The 13,856-nt window shown below is 45.0% G+C and carries 15 protein-coding genes and 1 pseudogene; 1 reads left to right on the top strand and 15 read right to left on the bottom strand.

Annotated elements, in window-relative coordinates; all coding sequences use genetic code 11:
- Window positions 1–184, top strand: a pseudogene (locus LH47_RS15315) (transposase); the annotation flags it as partial.
- A gap of 137 nt (window positions 185–321) precedes the next feature.
- On the opposite strand, the gene LH47_RS09855 reads toward LH47_RS15315, so the two are convergent.
- From LH47_RS09855 to nuoL, 15 genes are all read right to left on the bottom strand, one after another.
- Window positions 322–552, bottom strand: coding sequence for a hypothetical protein (locus LH47_RS09855; protein ID WP_043967014.1), 231 nt, complete (start codon window positions 550–552; stop codon window positions 322–324).
- Between the two features lie 66 nt (window positions 553–618).
- Window positions 619–1,047, bottom strand: a complete 429-nt coding sequence (fabZ, locus tag LH47_RS09850) for a 3-hydroxyacyl-ACP dehydratase FabZ (protein ID WP_043967012.1) — start codon at window positions 1,045–1,047, stop codon at window positions 619–621.
- A gap of 83 nt (window positions 1,048–1,130) precedes the next feature.
- Complete coding sequence (locus LH47_RS09845) at window positions 1,131–1,343, bottom strand: DNA-directed RNA polymerase subunit beta (protein ID WP_043967010.1); 213 nt, start codon at window positions 1,341–1,343, stop codon at window positions 1,131–1,133.
- A 13-nt stretch (window positions 1,344–1,356) separates the two neighbouring features.
- Window positions 1,357–2,181 (bottom strand): flagellar hook-basal body protein, encoded by an 825-nt coding sequence (locus LH47_RS09840; RefSeq protein WP_043967009.1) that lies wholly within the window; start codon window positions 2,179–2,181, stop codon window positions 1,357–1,359.
- A gap of 10 nt (window positions 2,182–2,191) precedes the next feature.
- On the bottom strand, window positions 2,192–2,980 hold the full coding sequence (gene flgF, locus LH47_RS09835; RefSeq protein ID WP_043967007.1) for a flagellar basal-body rod protein FlgF: 789 nt from the start codon (window positions 2,978–2,980) through the stop codon (window positions 2,192–2,194).
- An 87-nt stretch (window positions 2,981–3,067) separates the two neighbouring features.
- Complete coding sequence (gene mreB / locus LH47_RS09830; RefSeq protein WP_043967005.1) at window positions 3,068–4,072, bottom strand: rod shape-determining protein; 1,005 nt, start codon at window positions 4,070–4,072, stop codon at window positions 3,068–3,070.
- 92 nt (window positions 4,073–4,164) lie between these two features.
- Window positions 4,165–4,428: a sporulation transcriptional regulator SpoIIID gene (spoIIID, locus tag LH47_RS09825; RefSeq protein WP_003396966.1), complete on the bottom strand. Its 264-nt coding sequence runs from the start codon at window positions 4,426–4,428 to the stop codon at window positions 4,165–4,167.
- Between the two features lie 199 nt (window positions 4,429–4,627).
- The gene (locus LH47_RS09820; protein WP_043967003.1) at window positions 4,628–5,404 is read right to left on the bottom strand and encodes a M23 family metallopeptidase; all 777 of its coding nucleotides are present in this window, start codon (window positions 5,402–5,404) and stop codon (window positions 4,628–4,630) included.
- A 76-nt stretch (window positions 5,405–5,480) separates the two neighbouring features.
- On the bottom strand, window positions 5,481–6,467 hold the full coding sequence (gene spoIID, locus LH47_RS09815; RefSeq protein WP_084221309.1) for a stage II sporulation protein D: 987 nt from the start codon (window positions 6,465–6,467) through the stop codon (window positions 5,481–5,483).
- A 98-nt stretch (window positions 6,468–6,565) separates the two neighbouring features.
- Window positions 6,566–7,864 carry a UDP-N-acetylglucosamine 1-carboxyvinyltransferase gene (gene murA / locus LH47_RS09810; RefSeq protein ID WP_043966999.1) on the bottom strand — a complete coding sequence of 433 codons (1,299 nt, stop codon included), beginning with the start codon at window positions 7,862–7,864 and terminating at the stop codon, window positions 6,566–6,568.
- Window positions 7,865–7,895: 31 nt separating this feature from the next.
- Complete coding sequence (locus LH47_RS09805) at window positions 7,896–8,591, bottom strand: YwmB family TATA-box binding protein (protein WP_043966997.1); 696 nt, start codon at window positions 8,589–8,591, stop codon at window positions 7,896–7,898.
- 82 nt (window positions 8,592–8,673) lie between these two features.
- Window positions 8,674–8,904: a DUF1146 family protein gene (locus LH47_RS09800; RefSeq protein ID WP_043966995.1), complete on the bottom strand. Its 231-nt coding sequence runs from the start codon at window positions 8,902–8,904 to the stop codon at window positions 8,674–8,676.
- A gap of 57 nt (window positions 8,905–8,961) precedes the next feature.
- On the bottom strand, window positions 8,962–10,464 hold the full coding sequence (nuoN, locus tag LH47_RS09795) for an NADH-quinone oxidoreductase subunit NuoN (protein ID WP_043966993.1): 1,503 nt from the start codon (window positions 10,462–10,464) through the stop codon (window positions 8,962–8,964).
- Window positions 10,465–10,471: 7 nt separating this feature from the next.
- Window positions 10,472–11,983, bottom strand: a complete 1,512-nt coding sequence (locus LH47_RS09790) for an NADH-quinone oxidoreductase subunit M (protein WP_043966991.1) — start codon at window positions 11,981–11,983, stop codon at window positions 10,472–10,474.
- The gene (gene nuoL / locus LH47_RS09785) at window positions 11,983–13,839 is read right to left on the bottom strand and encodes an NADH-quinone oxidoreductase subunit L (protein WP_043966990.1); all 1,857 of its coding nucleotides are present in this window, start codon (window positions 13,837–13,839) and stop codon (window positions 11,983–11,985) included. Before nuoL ends, LH47_RS09790 begins: the two co-directional genes overlap by 1 nt.
- Between the last annotated feature and the right edge of the window lie 17 nt (window positions 13,840–13,856).

Raw genomic sequence — 13,856 nt, 5'->3', positions numbered from 1 at the left:
AGAATTGTATGAGCAGAGAAAAGAGACAATCGAACGAAATTTTGCAGATTTGAAAGAGAAGCATGGTCTGCGCTGGACGAATTACCGTGGATTGGAAAGAAACCAGATGCAGGCGATGCTTGTTTGTGCTGCGATGAATTTAAAGAAATTAGCAAACTGCCTATGGAGAATGGGCATCTCCCCTCTTTTTCACTTATGTATGTCGTTATTTTCGTCAGTTCATCGAGGAAAACAAATATCAAAATGGAACAAAATGGTTGTAAGAAAATTGTCTTACAACCATTTTGTCAACAGTCTGACGCAAGAGGAAATCTCTTGCGCTTATTCGTCCGTATTGTCTGCGTCATTCATATCTTCAGCGTCTTCAACAGCGTCTTCTTCATCTGGCACAGCATCGTTTTCATCATCCCCGGCACCTTCATTTGTATCTTCGCCTGGCTGCATTTCCTCTTGGTTGTTCATATCGTTGTCTGTATCATCGTTATTGCAGCCTGTAACGACCATGACAGCGATGAGCGCACTAAATAGTTTTAATAGCCATTTTGTTTTCATTGTTGTTCTCCTTTCTGCCACATATGTAATCACTTATAACATGTCCAGAAAGGAGACGGTTATACATTATTTTTCTCCAAGTGCAAACATAATTTCTGTTTCGCAGACGAGTTCGCCATCGACGGTAGCGACGCCTTTTCCTTTGCCGATTGCCCCTTTAAAACGAATCATTTCGACTTCTAACCGTAATTGATCGCCCGGTTTCACTTGCTTTTTAAATCGACAGTTGTCAATGCCCGTAAAAAAGGCGAGCCGGCCGCGGTTTTCTTCTTTCATTAACATCGCCACAGCCCCGACTTGCGCCAGCGCCTCGACAATGAGTACGCCGGGCATAACAGGATAGTCAGGAAAATGACCGACAAAAAATTGTTCGTTTGCGCTCACGTTTTTTATGCCGACAGCGCGCTTTCCTTCTTCCACTTCAACAATGCGGTCAACGAGCAAAAATGGATAACGATGTGGAATAATTTGTTGAATTTGTTGAATATCAAGCATACGAATTCCTCCTTTATAAAAAAACGGAAGGATCTCCCTTCCGCCTTTTTTTCAATGTATCATGTTTGCAAGTGGTCTGTCCACTACTGTTTTTCGATTAACTCAACAATATGTTGCCATGTCGCTGGCTTTAGCGCATCAAATGGCTTGCCGTCGCCGAGCACACCGTAGCCGATCATCGCCCCAACCGCTCCGCTTAGTGCAACGAGAATGAACACAATGATGAGGCGAAGCCAAATCGGAATAAGGCGGCGGCGCGGACGGCGAAGCGAGCGCTTTTGTTGTTTTTCCTCCATATGATTTCCCTCACTATGAACGAATGCCGTTAATCAGCCCCATCATTTGATCCGATAATGTAATGGCACGGGCGTTGAGCTGATATGACCGTTGCGTGATCATCAGTTCGCTCATTTCTGTCGCCAGCTCAACGTTTGATTGTTCAAGGGCGTATTGTTGCATCGAGATCGCGTTACGGTTGTTGTTAGTTAAATTGATGGCCGCATTCGGCGCATTTACATCAGCCGAAAAAGCAAAACGGTTATCGCCAAGCGCTTGCATCAGCTGCGGGCGCGTCACGTATGAAACACCGATGTTTACCGTCTGCATCATGTTCCCGTTTGGTGCAATGAATTGCATCGTGCCGTTTTGAGTGACTTGAATATCTTTGAACCCATCTAACACCGTAATCGGTTCATCGTTTTCATCGAGCACCGCATAACCATCGGCTGTTACAAGCATCAGTTCATCTGGATTGTTCGCCGATGGACTAAGGTAAAACGCACCGTCGCGCGTATATTGAATGGCACCATCGACAAGAATGCGAAAAAACTGTCCTTCTTTTGTAAAGGCGAGATCAAGCGAGCGATCTGTTTTCAAAATGGATCCTTGCTTCATTTGCATATGCGTCGATGCTACTTTCGCCCCGACGCCAAGGCGAAGGCCGACAGGTGTTAAACGCGGCGTTTCGTCTCTGTTTGGCAAGTTCGTAAACTGTTGGGCAAGCAGCTCTTCAAAGACGGCATCGCGTTTTTTATATCCGGTTGTATTAACGTTTGCGATATTATGGCTGATCGTATCAAGTTGTTGATGAAGTTGGTTCATCGTGTTGGCGGCAGTAATCATTGAACGAAGCATCATTATCCCCCTACTTTAAGCGGCCGATTTCGTTTGCCGCTTTGTCCATACTTTTATCGTATGCTTGTAAAATTTTTTGGTTCGCCTCAAACGCGCGGTAAGCTGAAAGCATATCTGTCATCGCGCGAGCAAGATCGACGTTTGAACGTTCAATATGTTGTTGGCGAATCGTATACGCCTCAGCAGGCGGAAGTTCTTGTTCTGCTCGAAATAAGCCGTTCCCTTCTTTCGCTAGCGATTGAACGTTTGCCGCATAAGCGATGCCAAGGCGTGCGATCGTCTGTCCATCTTTTGTAATCGTGCCGTCTTCACGTACCGTAAACTGCTCATCGCCTACTTGCATACGGTTCCCGTTTTCATCAAGCACGTAAAAACCGTCCGTCGTCGTTAAAAATCCGTCTGCATCGATTGTGAAATGACCGTTTCGCGTATAGCGAACGTCTCCTGCTTCATTTTGTACGATAAAAAACGATGTGCCTGTCCCATCAATGATCGCTATATCGGTGTTATTGCCTGTTTCGCGTATATCCCCTTGAGCAAAGTTTGGCACAAGCTCTTGCACGTACACACCTGTCGACAGCGGACCGATATATGTACGATCACGCCACGTCGGTTTTTTTTCAGTCGGAATCGTCGTTTGTTGAATGCGATGCATCAGCATCTCTGGAAAAGCCCGCAATGATGCTTGATCAGCTTTGTAGCCTGGCGTATTGGCATTTGCGATATTGTTCGTCATCATTTCGATGCGGCGCTGTTGAGAGAGCATGCCGGAAGCCGCTGTATATAGTCCGCGAAACATAAAACGTCCCCCTAACCGTTTTTACACTACTTCCATTATAAAAGAAAAAGGGGAAAAAAGCGAATAGGTACCATTTCCCAATGGCACCTACACGAGTTGACGATATGGGGCTTTATCAATGTTATCAAGCATTAAACCTGTACCGATCGCCACGCAATCCATCGGATTTTCCGCGATAAAGACAGGCACTTTCAGCTCTTGCGCAAGCAGTTGATCGATGCCGTGAAGCAATGCGCCGCCACCTGTTAAGAAAATGCCGCGGTCGATAATGTCGGCAGACAGTTCTGGCGGTGTGCGCTCAAGGACGCTTTTTGCCGTTTGGACAATCGTATATACCGTTTCGCGCAGTGCTTTTTCGATTTCTCCAGAACGAATCGTAATCGTTCTTGGCAACCCTGTCACTAAATCGCGGCCGCGAATGTCCATCGCTTCATCGCGGGCGTTCGGGAAAACCGTAGCAATGTTTATTTTAATTTCTTCCGCTGTCCGCTCGCCGATTAATAGTTTATATTCTCGTTTAATATAGCTTAAAATTTCTTGGTCAAACTTATCGCCCGCTACTTTAATTGATGCAGATGTAACGATGTCACCCATCGATAAAACAGCAACGTCTGTCGTGCCGCCGCCAATGTCGATGACCATGTTTCCAGAAGGTTGAAAAATATCCATTCCCGCACCGATCGCTGCCACTTTCGGCTCTTCTTCTAAGTACACTTTTTTGCCGCCGCTTTTTTCCGCTGCTTCTTTAATGGCTTTCCGTTCTACAGATGTAATGTTTGTCGGGCAGCAAATTAAAATGCGCGGCTTCGTAAACCATCCTTTTAAGTTAAGTTTGCTTAAAAAATGTTTTAGCATCGCTTCCGTAATTTCGAAATCTGCAATGACGCCATCTTTCAACGGACGGATGGCAACAATATGCCCAGGCGTACGTCCGACCATGCGCCGCGCTTCTTCCCCTACCGCCAACACTCGCTTCGTATGCTGGTCAATCGCCACAACAGAAGGTTCGTTTAATACAATGCCTTTTCCTTTGACATAAATCAATACGTTCGCCGTGCCGAGATCGATGCCGATATCTCTTGCTAAAAACATGTATGTTCCTCCTTGCCATTTCTCCTAATAAAATATTCTACCACAACGATGGCGAAAAAAAGAGAATATTTTTGACAAGAGGAACAACAAATTTACGTCGCTTGCTCCGTTTCTTTTTTATACTTTTTCTTCGTCGCTTCTCCTCCACGCAAATGGCGAATGGATTTATGGTAATCTAAAATTTCTTTTACTTCATTCGCTAATTCGGGGTTAATTTCCGGGAGCCGTTCCGTTAAGTCTTTATGCACGGTGCTTTTGGACACACCGAACTCTTTCGCGATGACGCGAACGGTTTTTCTCGTCTCCACGATATACTTGCCAATCTTGATTGTACGCTCTTTGATGTAATCGTGCACACTGCTCGCCCTCCCTAAGTTGGATGTGAGAAGTGTGAAATGAGACGTATAAGGCGTTTATCGCAGTGGCGTTTACTCGTTCATAACGAAATTCATCTCACCTCAAACACCCTCGTTGTTCAAGTTTGTAATAGTGTATTAAGGAAGGAGAAAATATATGCCATAAAAAAGCGAACAGATGAGCATTTTGCCCATCTGTTCATGTTCTTGCCATTCCAATCGAAGCATCTGGAACAGTGCTTGACGGATTGCTTTCTTGTTCATCTGTTTTGTTTTGATTTGTTTCTTGTTGTTCCGTTTGTTGTTCTTTCGTTTCTAATGCGCTAAGCGGTTGATCGAAGTAAGCGACAGGGTTGACCGCTTGCCCATCTTTCCGAATTTCAAAATGGACGTGGACGCCTGCTTCTTTATTAAACTCGTTTGTTGCTGCCTTTGCGATCACTTGTCCTTGTTTTACTGTATCGCCTGTTTTCACTTGTACGTCTTTTAATGATTGATATACCGTTACAACGCCGCGATCGTGTTGAATATGAACGACGTAGCCAAAGAGTGGGTCTTTTTCTGCTTTAACGACCGTTCCGCTTAACGATGCGGTCACATCAAAGCTTTCGCCGTTTTTCATCGCGATGTCGACACCTTTGTTCGGATAATATTCATCATTATAAGAGACGAGAGCAGCTTCTTGTTCTTCGGCTGATGCATTAAAGTCGTAAAACGGTTTTGCAATTTCAACAGCGTTTGGATCAAGGACAGGCATCGCGATTTGTTCAACTGCTTGTTGGACAGGAACAGATTCTTGTTCGTTTACAGCTGTGCTCGGTTTTGTTTCATCAACAGGCGGCTTCACCATTTCGTTTGTTTTGCTTTGGAACCAAAGCACACCTGTTAAAATGAGCGCTGCGCTTAACAAATAAATCGAAGGAACAACCCAACGTTTACGGAACAACTTTGAAACTTTTTTGTTTTCTTCTTTCATGTTCATCACCTCAGCAACCATTGTGAACAGAAAGAAGAACATTTATACACAAGAAAATAAAAAAAAATTTGCCGCTTCAAAATTTTGAAGCGACAAGTGACACATCGTGAATTTGTACCCCTCGATAATAATATTGAACAATTTCTTTATACGTTTTTCCTTTCTTCGCTAAAAAGTTCGCCCCGTATTGACTCATCCCAACACCGTGACCGTATCCTTTCGTCGTGACGACAATGTTGTTTCCTTGTCTTGTCCATGTAAAATCCGTTGATTTTAATTGCAGTTTTTCGCGCACTTCTCGTCCGGTCAGCTGCTTGCCATTGATGTCGACAAGGGCTACCCGCTTGCCCGGCGTGCGTGCAAGCACTTTGCCGACTGATCCGTCTTTTGGCAATTTTACACCGAGCCGCTGTTCAAATTCGCGAACAGATAGCGTCACTTGTTCGTAAAACTTCGGCGACTGTGTATCCCACGGGCTTTCAACGCTCGTTAAGTACGGAAAAGCGTTTTGCCAATACGCTTCTGAATTTTCCGTATAACCGTTGCTTGTGGAGAAAAATGCGGCTTCAATCGGCTCATTGTTGTACGTTAAAATTTGTCCACGCGTCGCCTCGACTGCTTCTTTAATTTTTTTTATTTTCCATTCGTAACTGATTCCCCACATTTCTTTTAATTGCTCGTCGTTATAATACACTTGATGCATGACCGTATCGGTCACGTTCGCTCCTTCAGGCAGTTGGATCGGTTGGTTATGCATCAGCTGTTTCACGATATACGTTCTTGCGGTAAGCGCTTGAGCTTTTAACGCTTCCATTTCAAATTCTGCCGGCATTTCTGCCGCTACAACACCAGCGACATATTGTTCAAGCGGAAGGCGCTCGACCTTTTTTTCTTTACTTCGGTATACAACCACTTCCACCGTCGGTTCATCGTGCGCTTGAACGGGCTTTAGTTCGACAGGAAGGGGTGTGTTTTGCTTTTCCCCGAACGCTAAAACGACTAATGCAGGAATAAGTAAAATAAGTGTAAATAACGCAACGGTTGCGATCATCCATTGCCGCAAATGCCATCCCCCCTTTATCATTACTAAACTGTATGCAGGGGGACAAGCATATATGCAAAAACGACCATTAGCTTTTCGCAAACGGTCGTTTTTTTACATTATCCTACGTCTGTCATTTGTCGTTGCACCGCGTCGATATCTTCGCGTACTCGTTCAATATCTGCCCCTAACGCAGCTAATTTTTCATGAAAGCGAACGTAACCGCGATCTAAATGTTTCAGCTCAGTTACACGCGTATATCCTTCTGCCGCTAATCCAGCTAAAATAAGCGCTGCAGCAGCGCGCAAGTCCGTTGCCGCCACTTCTGCCCCTTGCAAGTTGCACGGACCGTTAATGATGACCGAACGGCCTTCAATTTTCACATCCGCGTTCATGCGACGAAATTCCTCGACGTGCATAAATCTGTTTTCAAATACCGTTTCTGTTACCATGCTTGTGCCTTCCGCCTTCATAAGCAGCGCCATCATTTGCGACTGCATATCCGTCGGAAAACCAGGATGCGGCATTGTCTTCACGTCGACTGCTTTCAGTTTGTCTGGAGCGATGACGCGCAAGCCGTTGTCTTCTTCAATAATGGTGACACCCATTTCCTCAAGTTTCGCAATTAACGACGTTAAATGTTCTGGCACCGCGCCTTGTACGAGGACGTTTCCGCCTGTAATCGCAGCGGCAATCATAAATGTTCCTGCTTCAATGCGATCAGGAATAACGGTATGTTGTGCACCATATAATGTAGTAACACCTTCAATGCGAATCGTTCCTGTTCCTGCACCGCGCACTTTTGCGCCCATCGCATTTAAAAAGTTCGCTAGGTCAACAATTTCTGGTTCTTTTGCGCAGTTTTCAATAATTGTTGTTCCTTCTGCTAAAACGGCAGCCATCATAATGTTTTCTGTCGCACCGACACTCGGAAAGTCTAAATAAATTTTTGCACCGCGCAATTTTCCGTTCACTTCAGCGTCGATGAAACCGTTCCCGATTTTCACCGTCGCACCCATCGCTTCAAATCCTTTTAAATGTTGGTCAATTGGTCTTGACCCGATCGCACAGCCACCCGGTAGTGCGACGCGTGCGCGGCCTTTGCGCGCAAGCAATGGACCCATTACTAATACAGATGCTCTCATTTTTCGTACATATTCAAATGGGGCTTCAATACTTAGCTCTCCAGATGCATCGACGACGATGTTGTTTTTGCCAGCCGTCACGTCTGCTTGTAAGTGACGTAACACTTCACTAATCGTATATACATCGGAGAGTTCCGGTACATCGTAAATGACGCTTTTTCCTTCACTCGCTAATAATGTTGCGGCGATGACAGGCAACACGGCGTTTTTCGCACCTTCCACTTTCACTGTGCCGCTTAACCGCTTCCCGCCGCGGACGATGATTTTTTCCAAGGCATTCCCCTCCGCGTCCAAAGTCTCTATATTAATATTCAGTTGTTATGATTGGGGTGCCAATGACAACGGTCGTTCGCGCGCCCAATCCGTTTTGTCGTAACGCCAGTTGAAGATTCATTTGTTGTTGTCCGACAAAAAGTGATGTCTTCCACTGCTCAGTATATGCTGAGACGGAGACAAATGTCTCTTCACGCAATGATTCAATCGGTTGCGCTTGAAAGGAAGAAAGCAAGCGAACCGCCTTGTCAAACAAAACACCTTTCATCTTACCATCGAATTCCCCTGTCATACAAGTGAAAAATGTAGGCTTTGCGAATAATTTTGTCGTTTGTCGGACCAGCGTGCGTTCGAGTTGTTTATTCCACGTTGAACCGGTTGCTTCATATAAAATAATGACTGCGGGATGATGAGCGACCGTGATGAGTTGAATCGTTTCAACGTAAGCGGAGGTTTCACGTTTGCCAATCATCTTGTGCGGTTCAACTGTCCAATGGAAAGAGGACCATGTTCTCACGTGTTGTTGGATCCAGTTGTGAGGGTCTTTTGTAACCACTTGCTCTTTAGCGTAGACGTTCCATCGTTTGAGGTGAATATGATGGGCTTCAAATACGCCAAGCATGTCGTTTATTTTCGTTATTTCTCTTTCGACACGTTCATCATCATACATCCGATAACCACTTAATAACAAACAAAAAATAACGAGTGCCAACCATCTTTTTCTCATCTTTTTTCCCTTCCTCTCCTTAGCTTTTATTGTTGCCAGATCGGAAGGGAACATACGTGAAAAAAATCGACAACGCTCGCGCTTAAAGTAAAAATGGAAGCTGGCGCGACCAACGTAAATAATCTAAAAAGAAATTGCTCACTAACGAACCAATCGCAATCGTCATTAAAATGTAAAAGACGCGCGCTTGAACGATGCGATTCGGTTTAAAAATCACTTCAAGTCGAACAGCTTGCAACGTCCACCATGTCACCGTAATAAAAAACACGTGCGATAGTAAACTAATTAACGCTTCTTGTCCGAATGTTTCCATACTTATCGCTCCTTTCACATAAAAAAATGGAAGGGTACACCCCTTCCATTATACGTCCTACTGAAGAAAATCGCTAAAATGTTCAAATGGCGCAATCCAATCGTAAGCAAAGTTTGGAAACACCCCTAACAACAACGTACCGACGATACAAATGACAACCACAGCAATGACCCCAGGCGGCCATTGTAATTGATCCGTATGTTCGACAGGTCGGAAAAACATTTGGACGAAAATGCCAAAGTAATATACGTACGAGATGACGGTCGTAACTACCATTATTGATGCAAGCACGTAATGAGCTGGTTCAACGACAAATGCGCCGAGGAAAATGTTCATTTTTCCGATAAACCCAGCTGTCCCCGGAATACCTGCAAGCGATAGTAAAAAGATCGTCATCGCCACCGCCATAAACGGCGAGCGTCGATATAAGCCAGCAAATATGCTAATGTCTTCGTCATCATGATGTTGAGAAACGACTTGCAAAATCGCAAACGCCCCGATCGTCATAAATACGTACGCGAACAAGTAAAACCAAATCGCTTCAAACATAAACATCGATAAGCTTGCGAAAGCAACGAGCACGTATCCCGCATGTGCGATGCTCGAATATGCTAGCATGCGCTTGACGTTTCGTTGTCGAAGCGCAATCGTATTGCCGATAATCATCGTTGCTCCTGCTAAAAAGGCGATATATGGCGCAAGCGTCATGAGCATCGAAGCCGAACTTCCTGTTGGCGTTTGCGCAAAGACGGAAACGATGACGCGCAAGACGATGACAAATCCAGCTGTTTTAGAGACGACGCTTAAAAAAGAAACAACAGGCGTCGTCGCACCTTGATATACGTCAGGTGCCCACATATGAAACGGAGCCGATGCTAGTTTAAACGATAACCCGACGAACGTAAGCAAAAAGGCGAGCGATAAAATGTACTGATGGTTTTCATCGTACGTACTCGCAAGCTGCAAGGCAATTTCTTTTATATTCGTCGATCCGGTGAAGCCAAATATGTAGCTCATCCCGAACAACGTAATCGCCGTTGCAATGCCTCCAGTAATGACGTATTTTAACGCCGCTTCATTTGCGAGTGTATGTTTTTTTCGAATCGCGACGAGAATATAAGAAGAAATCGACAATAGCTCAAGCCCGACAAACAATGTAATGAGATCTCCGCTTGATGCCATCATCATTGCGCCGAGAAGCGCTGTTAAAAATAAGTAATAAAATTCGCCACGATATGCGATGCGCTCTTTCGGCTCATAATGAATCGAAAGCAATAACACGAGCGCACTACCAATCAGCAATAACGCTTTAAACGATTTGGCAAACGAATCAAGACGGAACGTATCGCCTAAAATGGATGTGACATCACTCGTCCATAAACCGAGCAGTGAAGCGAATGAAACGGCGACGCCAACAAAAGCGAATAAGCCAAGCAGTTGCCGATTTCGGTTTTCTGGCATAAATAGGTCGATGAGCGAGAGCGCAACGGCTACGCCGAGAATAATAAATTCCGGCATCATGACGCCCCATTCATAGCTAAGTAATGTTTCAAAATCCATCTCCTCATCAACCCCCTAACCCGTTCATCATCGTTTCAATCGTCGTTTGTAGCGGCATCGCCAAGACGTTCGGATATACTCCGATGATGATAATAAGCAACAGTAAACTAATCGCTGGTACCCATTCAATCCCACGTAAATCGGACACGTTTGTCACCTTTGTTTGCCCGAATGTCATGCTGAGAACAGCGCGTAATAAATATACAGCTGTCATAATAATGCCGAGCGTACCGATCGCGGCGAGCAGCGGTTCTGCTTGAAACGCCCCAACGAACGCCATAAACTCGCTAATAAATCCAGACGTTCCTGGCAAACCGAGCGAAGCCATCGCCCCAGCAAGAATAAATCCTGATACGTACGGCATTGTCTTCGCCAGCCCCCCTAAACGAGCAAGCGTCGTCGTGCGCGTTCTTTCGTACATGACACCGACGAAGAAGAATAAAAACGCAGCGATAAATCCGTGCGACACCGCTTGGAAAATCGCTCCTTGTATTCCTGCCTCAGTGAGCGAACCGAGTCCGATTAATACAATGCCCATATGCGACACACTCGAATAAGCAAGCACCATTTTAAAGTCGGTTTGTCTCAGTGCTAAAAACGCACCGTACAACAAGTTGACGACACCTAAAACGATGAGCCATGTCGAAAATTGTTGGAATTGCCCGGGAAATAATCCGAACGCAAAGCGAACGAGACCGAAAGCACCAATTTTTAACAAAACCCCTGCATGCAGCATAACGACAGATGGTGGCGCTTGTACGTGCACGTGCAACATCCAGCGATGAAGCGGCACGATCGGAAGCTTTACTCCAAATGCAACTAGCAGCGCAAGAAACAACCCGTAGCGAAGCGCGTCGGAAATTGGCGAAATCGTTTGTGCCATCGGATCCGTTAATATGTGGTGCAGCTCAGCGATATTCGATGTGCCCGTGCGCGCAAACAACACGGCAATGACGATCAATAAAACGGCTGAGCCGAGCCCGTTATAAATTAAATAGCTATATGCAGCTTTTTCTTTTTCGAAATATCCCCATTTTCCGATGAGGAAAAACATCGGAATAAGCGTCAGCTCGAAAAAGATGAAAAAGAGCACAAGGTTGCTTGCGGCAAACACGCCGAGCATACCGATTTCAAGCAATAAAAACAGTTGAAAATATCCTTTCCATTCTTTTTGAATGAACATCGAAGCAATCGCAGCAAGCGTCGCTAAAACAGTCGTTAAAACGATCATAACAAGCGCAAAACCGTCCACATGAAGTTCATATGCGACAGTAAAATCTGTTTCCTTTAAAAACGGAAACTCGCCAAATTGAATCCATGACCGTTTTTCCGCTAATTTGCTTATATCATAGCCGTTTTGATATTGCCAAAACGCAAATAACGATAAACATAACGATGGCAACGTCGCTAAAACACCAAGCCATTTAATCGCTTTTTCTTGTTCTTTCGAAAGGAGCGAAAGAACGAGTATGCCTAAAAGCGGGGAGAAAATTAAGAGCGATAAAAAGTATGGCTGCATTATAAATACCCCCCTGTCACCGCAAAAATGACGACGAGAATCGCTAAAGCAACAATCGTCACCGTACCGTACATTTGTACTTGACCGTTTTGTAAACGTGAACCGATTCGTCCGATGCCGCGCGCAGTTGCGGCAAATAGTTGAGCCACTCCTTCGATGAGGAAACGGTCAATATACTCAAACAATAAGCTAACAAATGACGTTGCACGGATGACTGTCAATCCGTAAAACTCATCGATGTAATATTTGTTCATGAGCACATTGTACGTCATTGGAAAACGCGATGATAGCCAATCGCGAGCGATCACTCGTTTGCCATATATGAGCCATGCGAGAGCAATTCCGCATAAAGAAACAACGGTCGCTACAATCATAATCCAGCTCGGACCTTCCATATGTGCATGCCAATTCGTTCCTTCTGTCAACCACTCTCCTAAAAACGCTCCCCACGGTGTTTGGACGTAACCAGAAACGACTGCCAACGCACCAAGTACGATCATCGGAAACACCATGACCATCGGTGATTCGTGTACATCGTCATTTGCCGTCCGCCCTTCACCCGCAAACACAAGGAAAAATAAACGAAACATATAAAACGCTGTGAAAAAGGCAGCAATAACAGCGACAACAAATAAACCGACATGCCCGTGCGTCCACGCCGCAATTAAAATTTCATCTTTGCTGAAAAAGCCTGAGAAAAACGGAAATCCGCTAATGGCTAACGTTCCGATTAAAAAGAGCGGAGCGGTCCATTTCATTTTTTTCCATAACCCGCCCATTTGTTCAATGTTTTGCGTATGCACTGCATGAATGACACTACCTGCCGCTAAGAAAAGCAATGCTTTAAAAAAGGCGTGTGTCATTAAGTGAAAGACGCCTGCCACGTACCCAGCAGAGCCGAGCGCTAACATCATGTAACCGAGCTGGCTAACAGTCGAATAGGCAAGCACACGTTTAATGTCCGTTTGCACTAAGCCGATTGACGCTGCAAAAATGGCGGTAAACCCTCCGACGTAAGCAACGGTCGTCATCGCAACTTCACTTGCTTCATAAAGCGGAAACAGCGTCGCAACTAAATATACCCCGGCAGCGACCATCGTTGCCGCATGAATTAATGCCGATACAGGAGTCGGACCTTCCATCGCATCTGGAAGCCATGTATGAAGCGGAAATTGACCCGATTTTCCAATCGCACCGATAAAAATGAGAATGGCGCTTAACGTAATAATTGTCGTTGAAACATCCCCTTGTTGTAACGCAGCAAAAATAGCCTCGTATTCAAAACTTTTTACTTCAAGGAACAATAAAATCATGCCGATCAATAAGCCAACGTCCCCGATGCGCGTCATAATAAACGCTTTTTTCGCTGCAGCTTTCGCTTCTTCTTTGTAAAAATAAAATCCGATGAGTAAGAACGAACCGAGGCCGACAAGTTCCCAAAAAATATACGTTTGCAGTAAATTTGGTGATACGACAAGCCCGAGCATCGCAAATGTAAATAAACCTAAGTAGGCGTAAAATACCGGGAAGCGCTCATCACCGTGCATATATCCTTTCGCATACGTATGTACGAGAAAACTAACAAGCGATACAACAACGAGCATGAGAGCATTTAATGCGTTCACTTCAAAACCGACCGTCAAATGCACATCCCCGATTGTTAACCATGTGTATGCTTGTTTATATGTTGGCTCCGCCCAGCGCTCGTACAACGTCCCGAGGGCGAAGACGAGCGAAAGAAGCGTCAACAACATTCCGACATACGCGCTTCGTTCTTTTAACTGCTTGCCAACAACAAGCAGCACAATAAACGAGACGAACGGAAAAAGCGGTATGAGCCATGCGTTTTCCATCATCGTTCAATCATCCCCTT

Source organism: Anoxybacillus thermarum, from assembly GCF_000836725.1.
GTDB classification, from domain to species: Bacteria; Bacillota; Bacilli; order Bacillales; family Anoxybacillaceae; genus Anoxybacillus; species Anoxybacillus thermarum.
The sequence above is the reverse complement of the archived record's forward strand: the minus strand, read 5'-3'. Positions and strand labels throughout refer to the sequence as shown.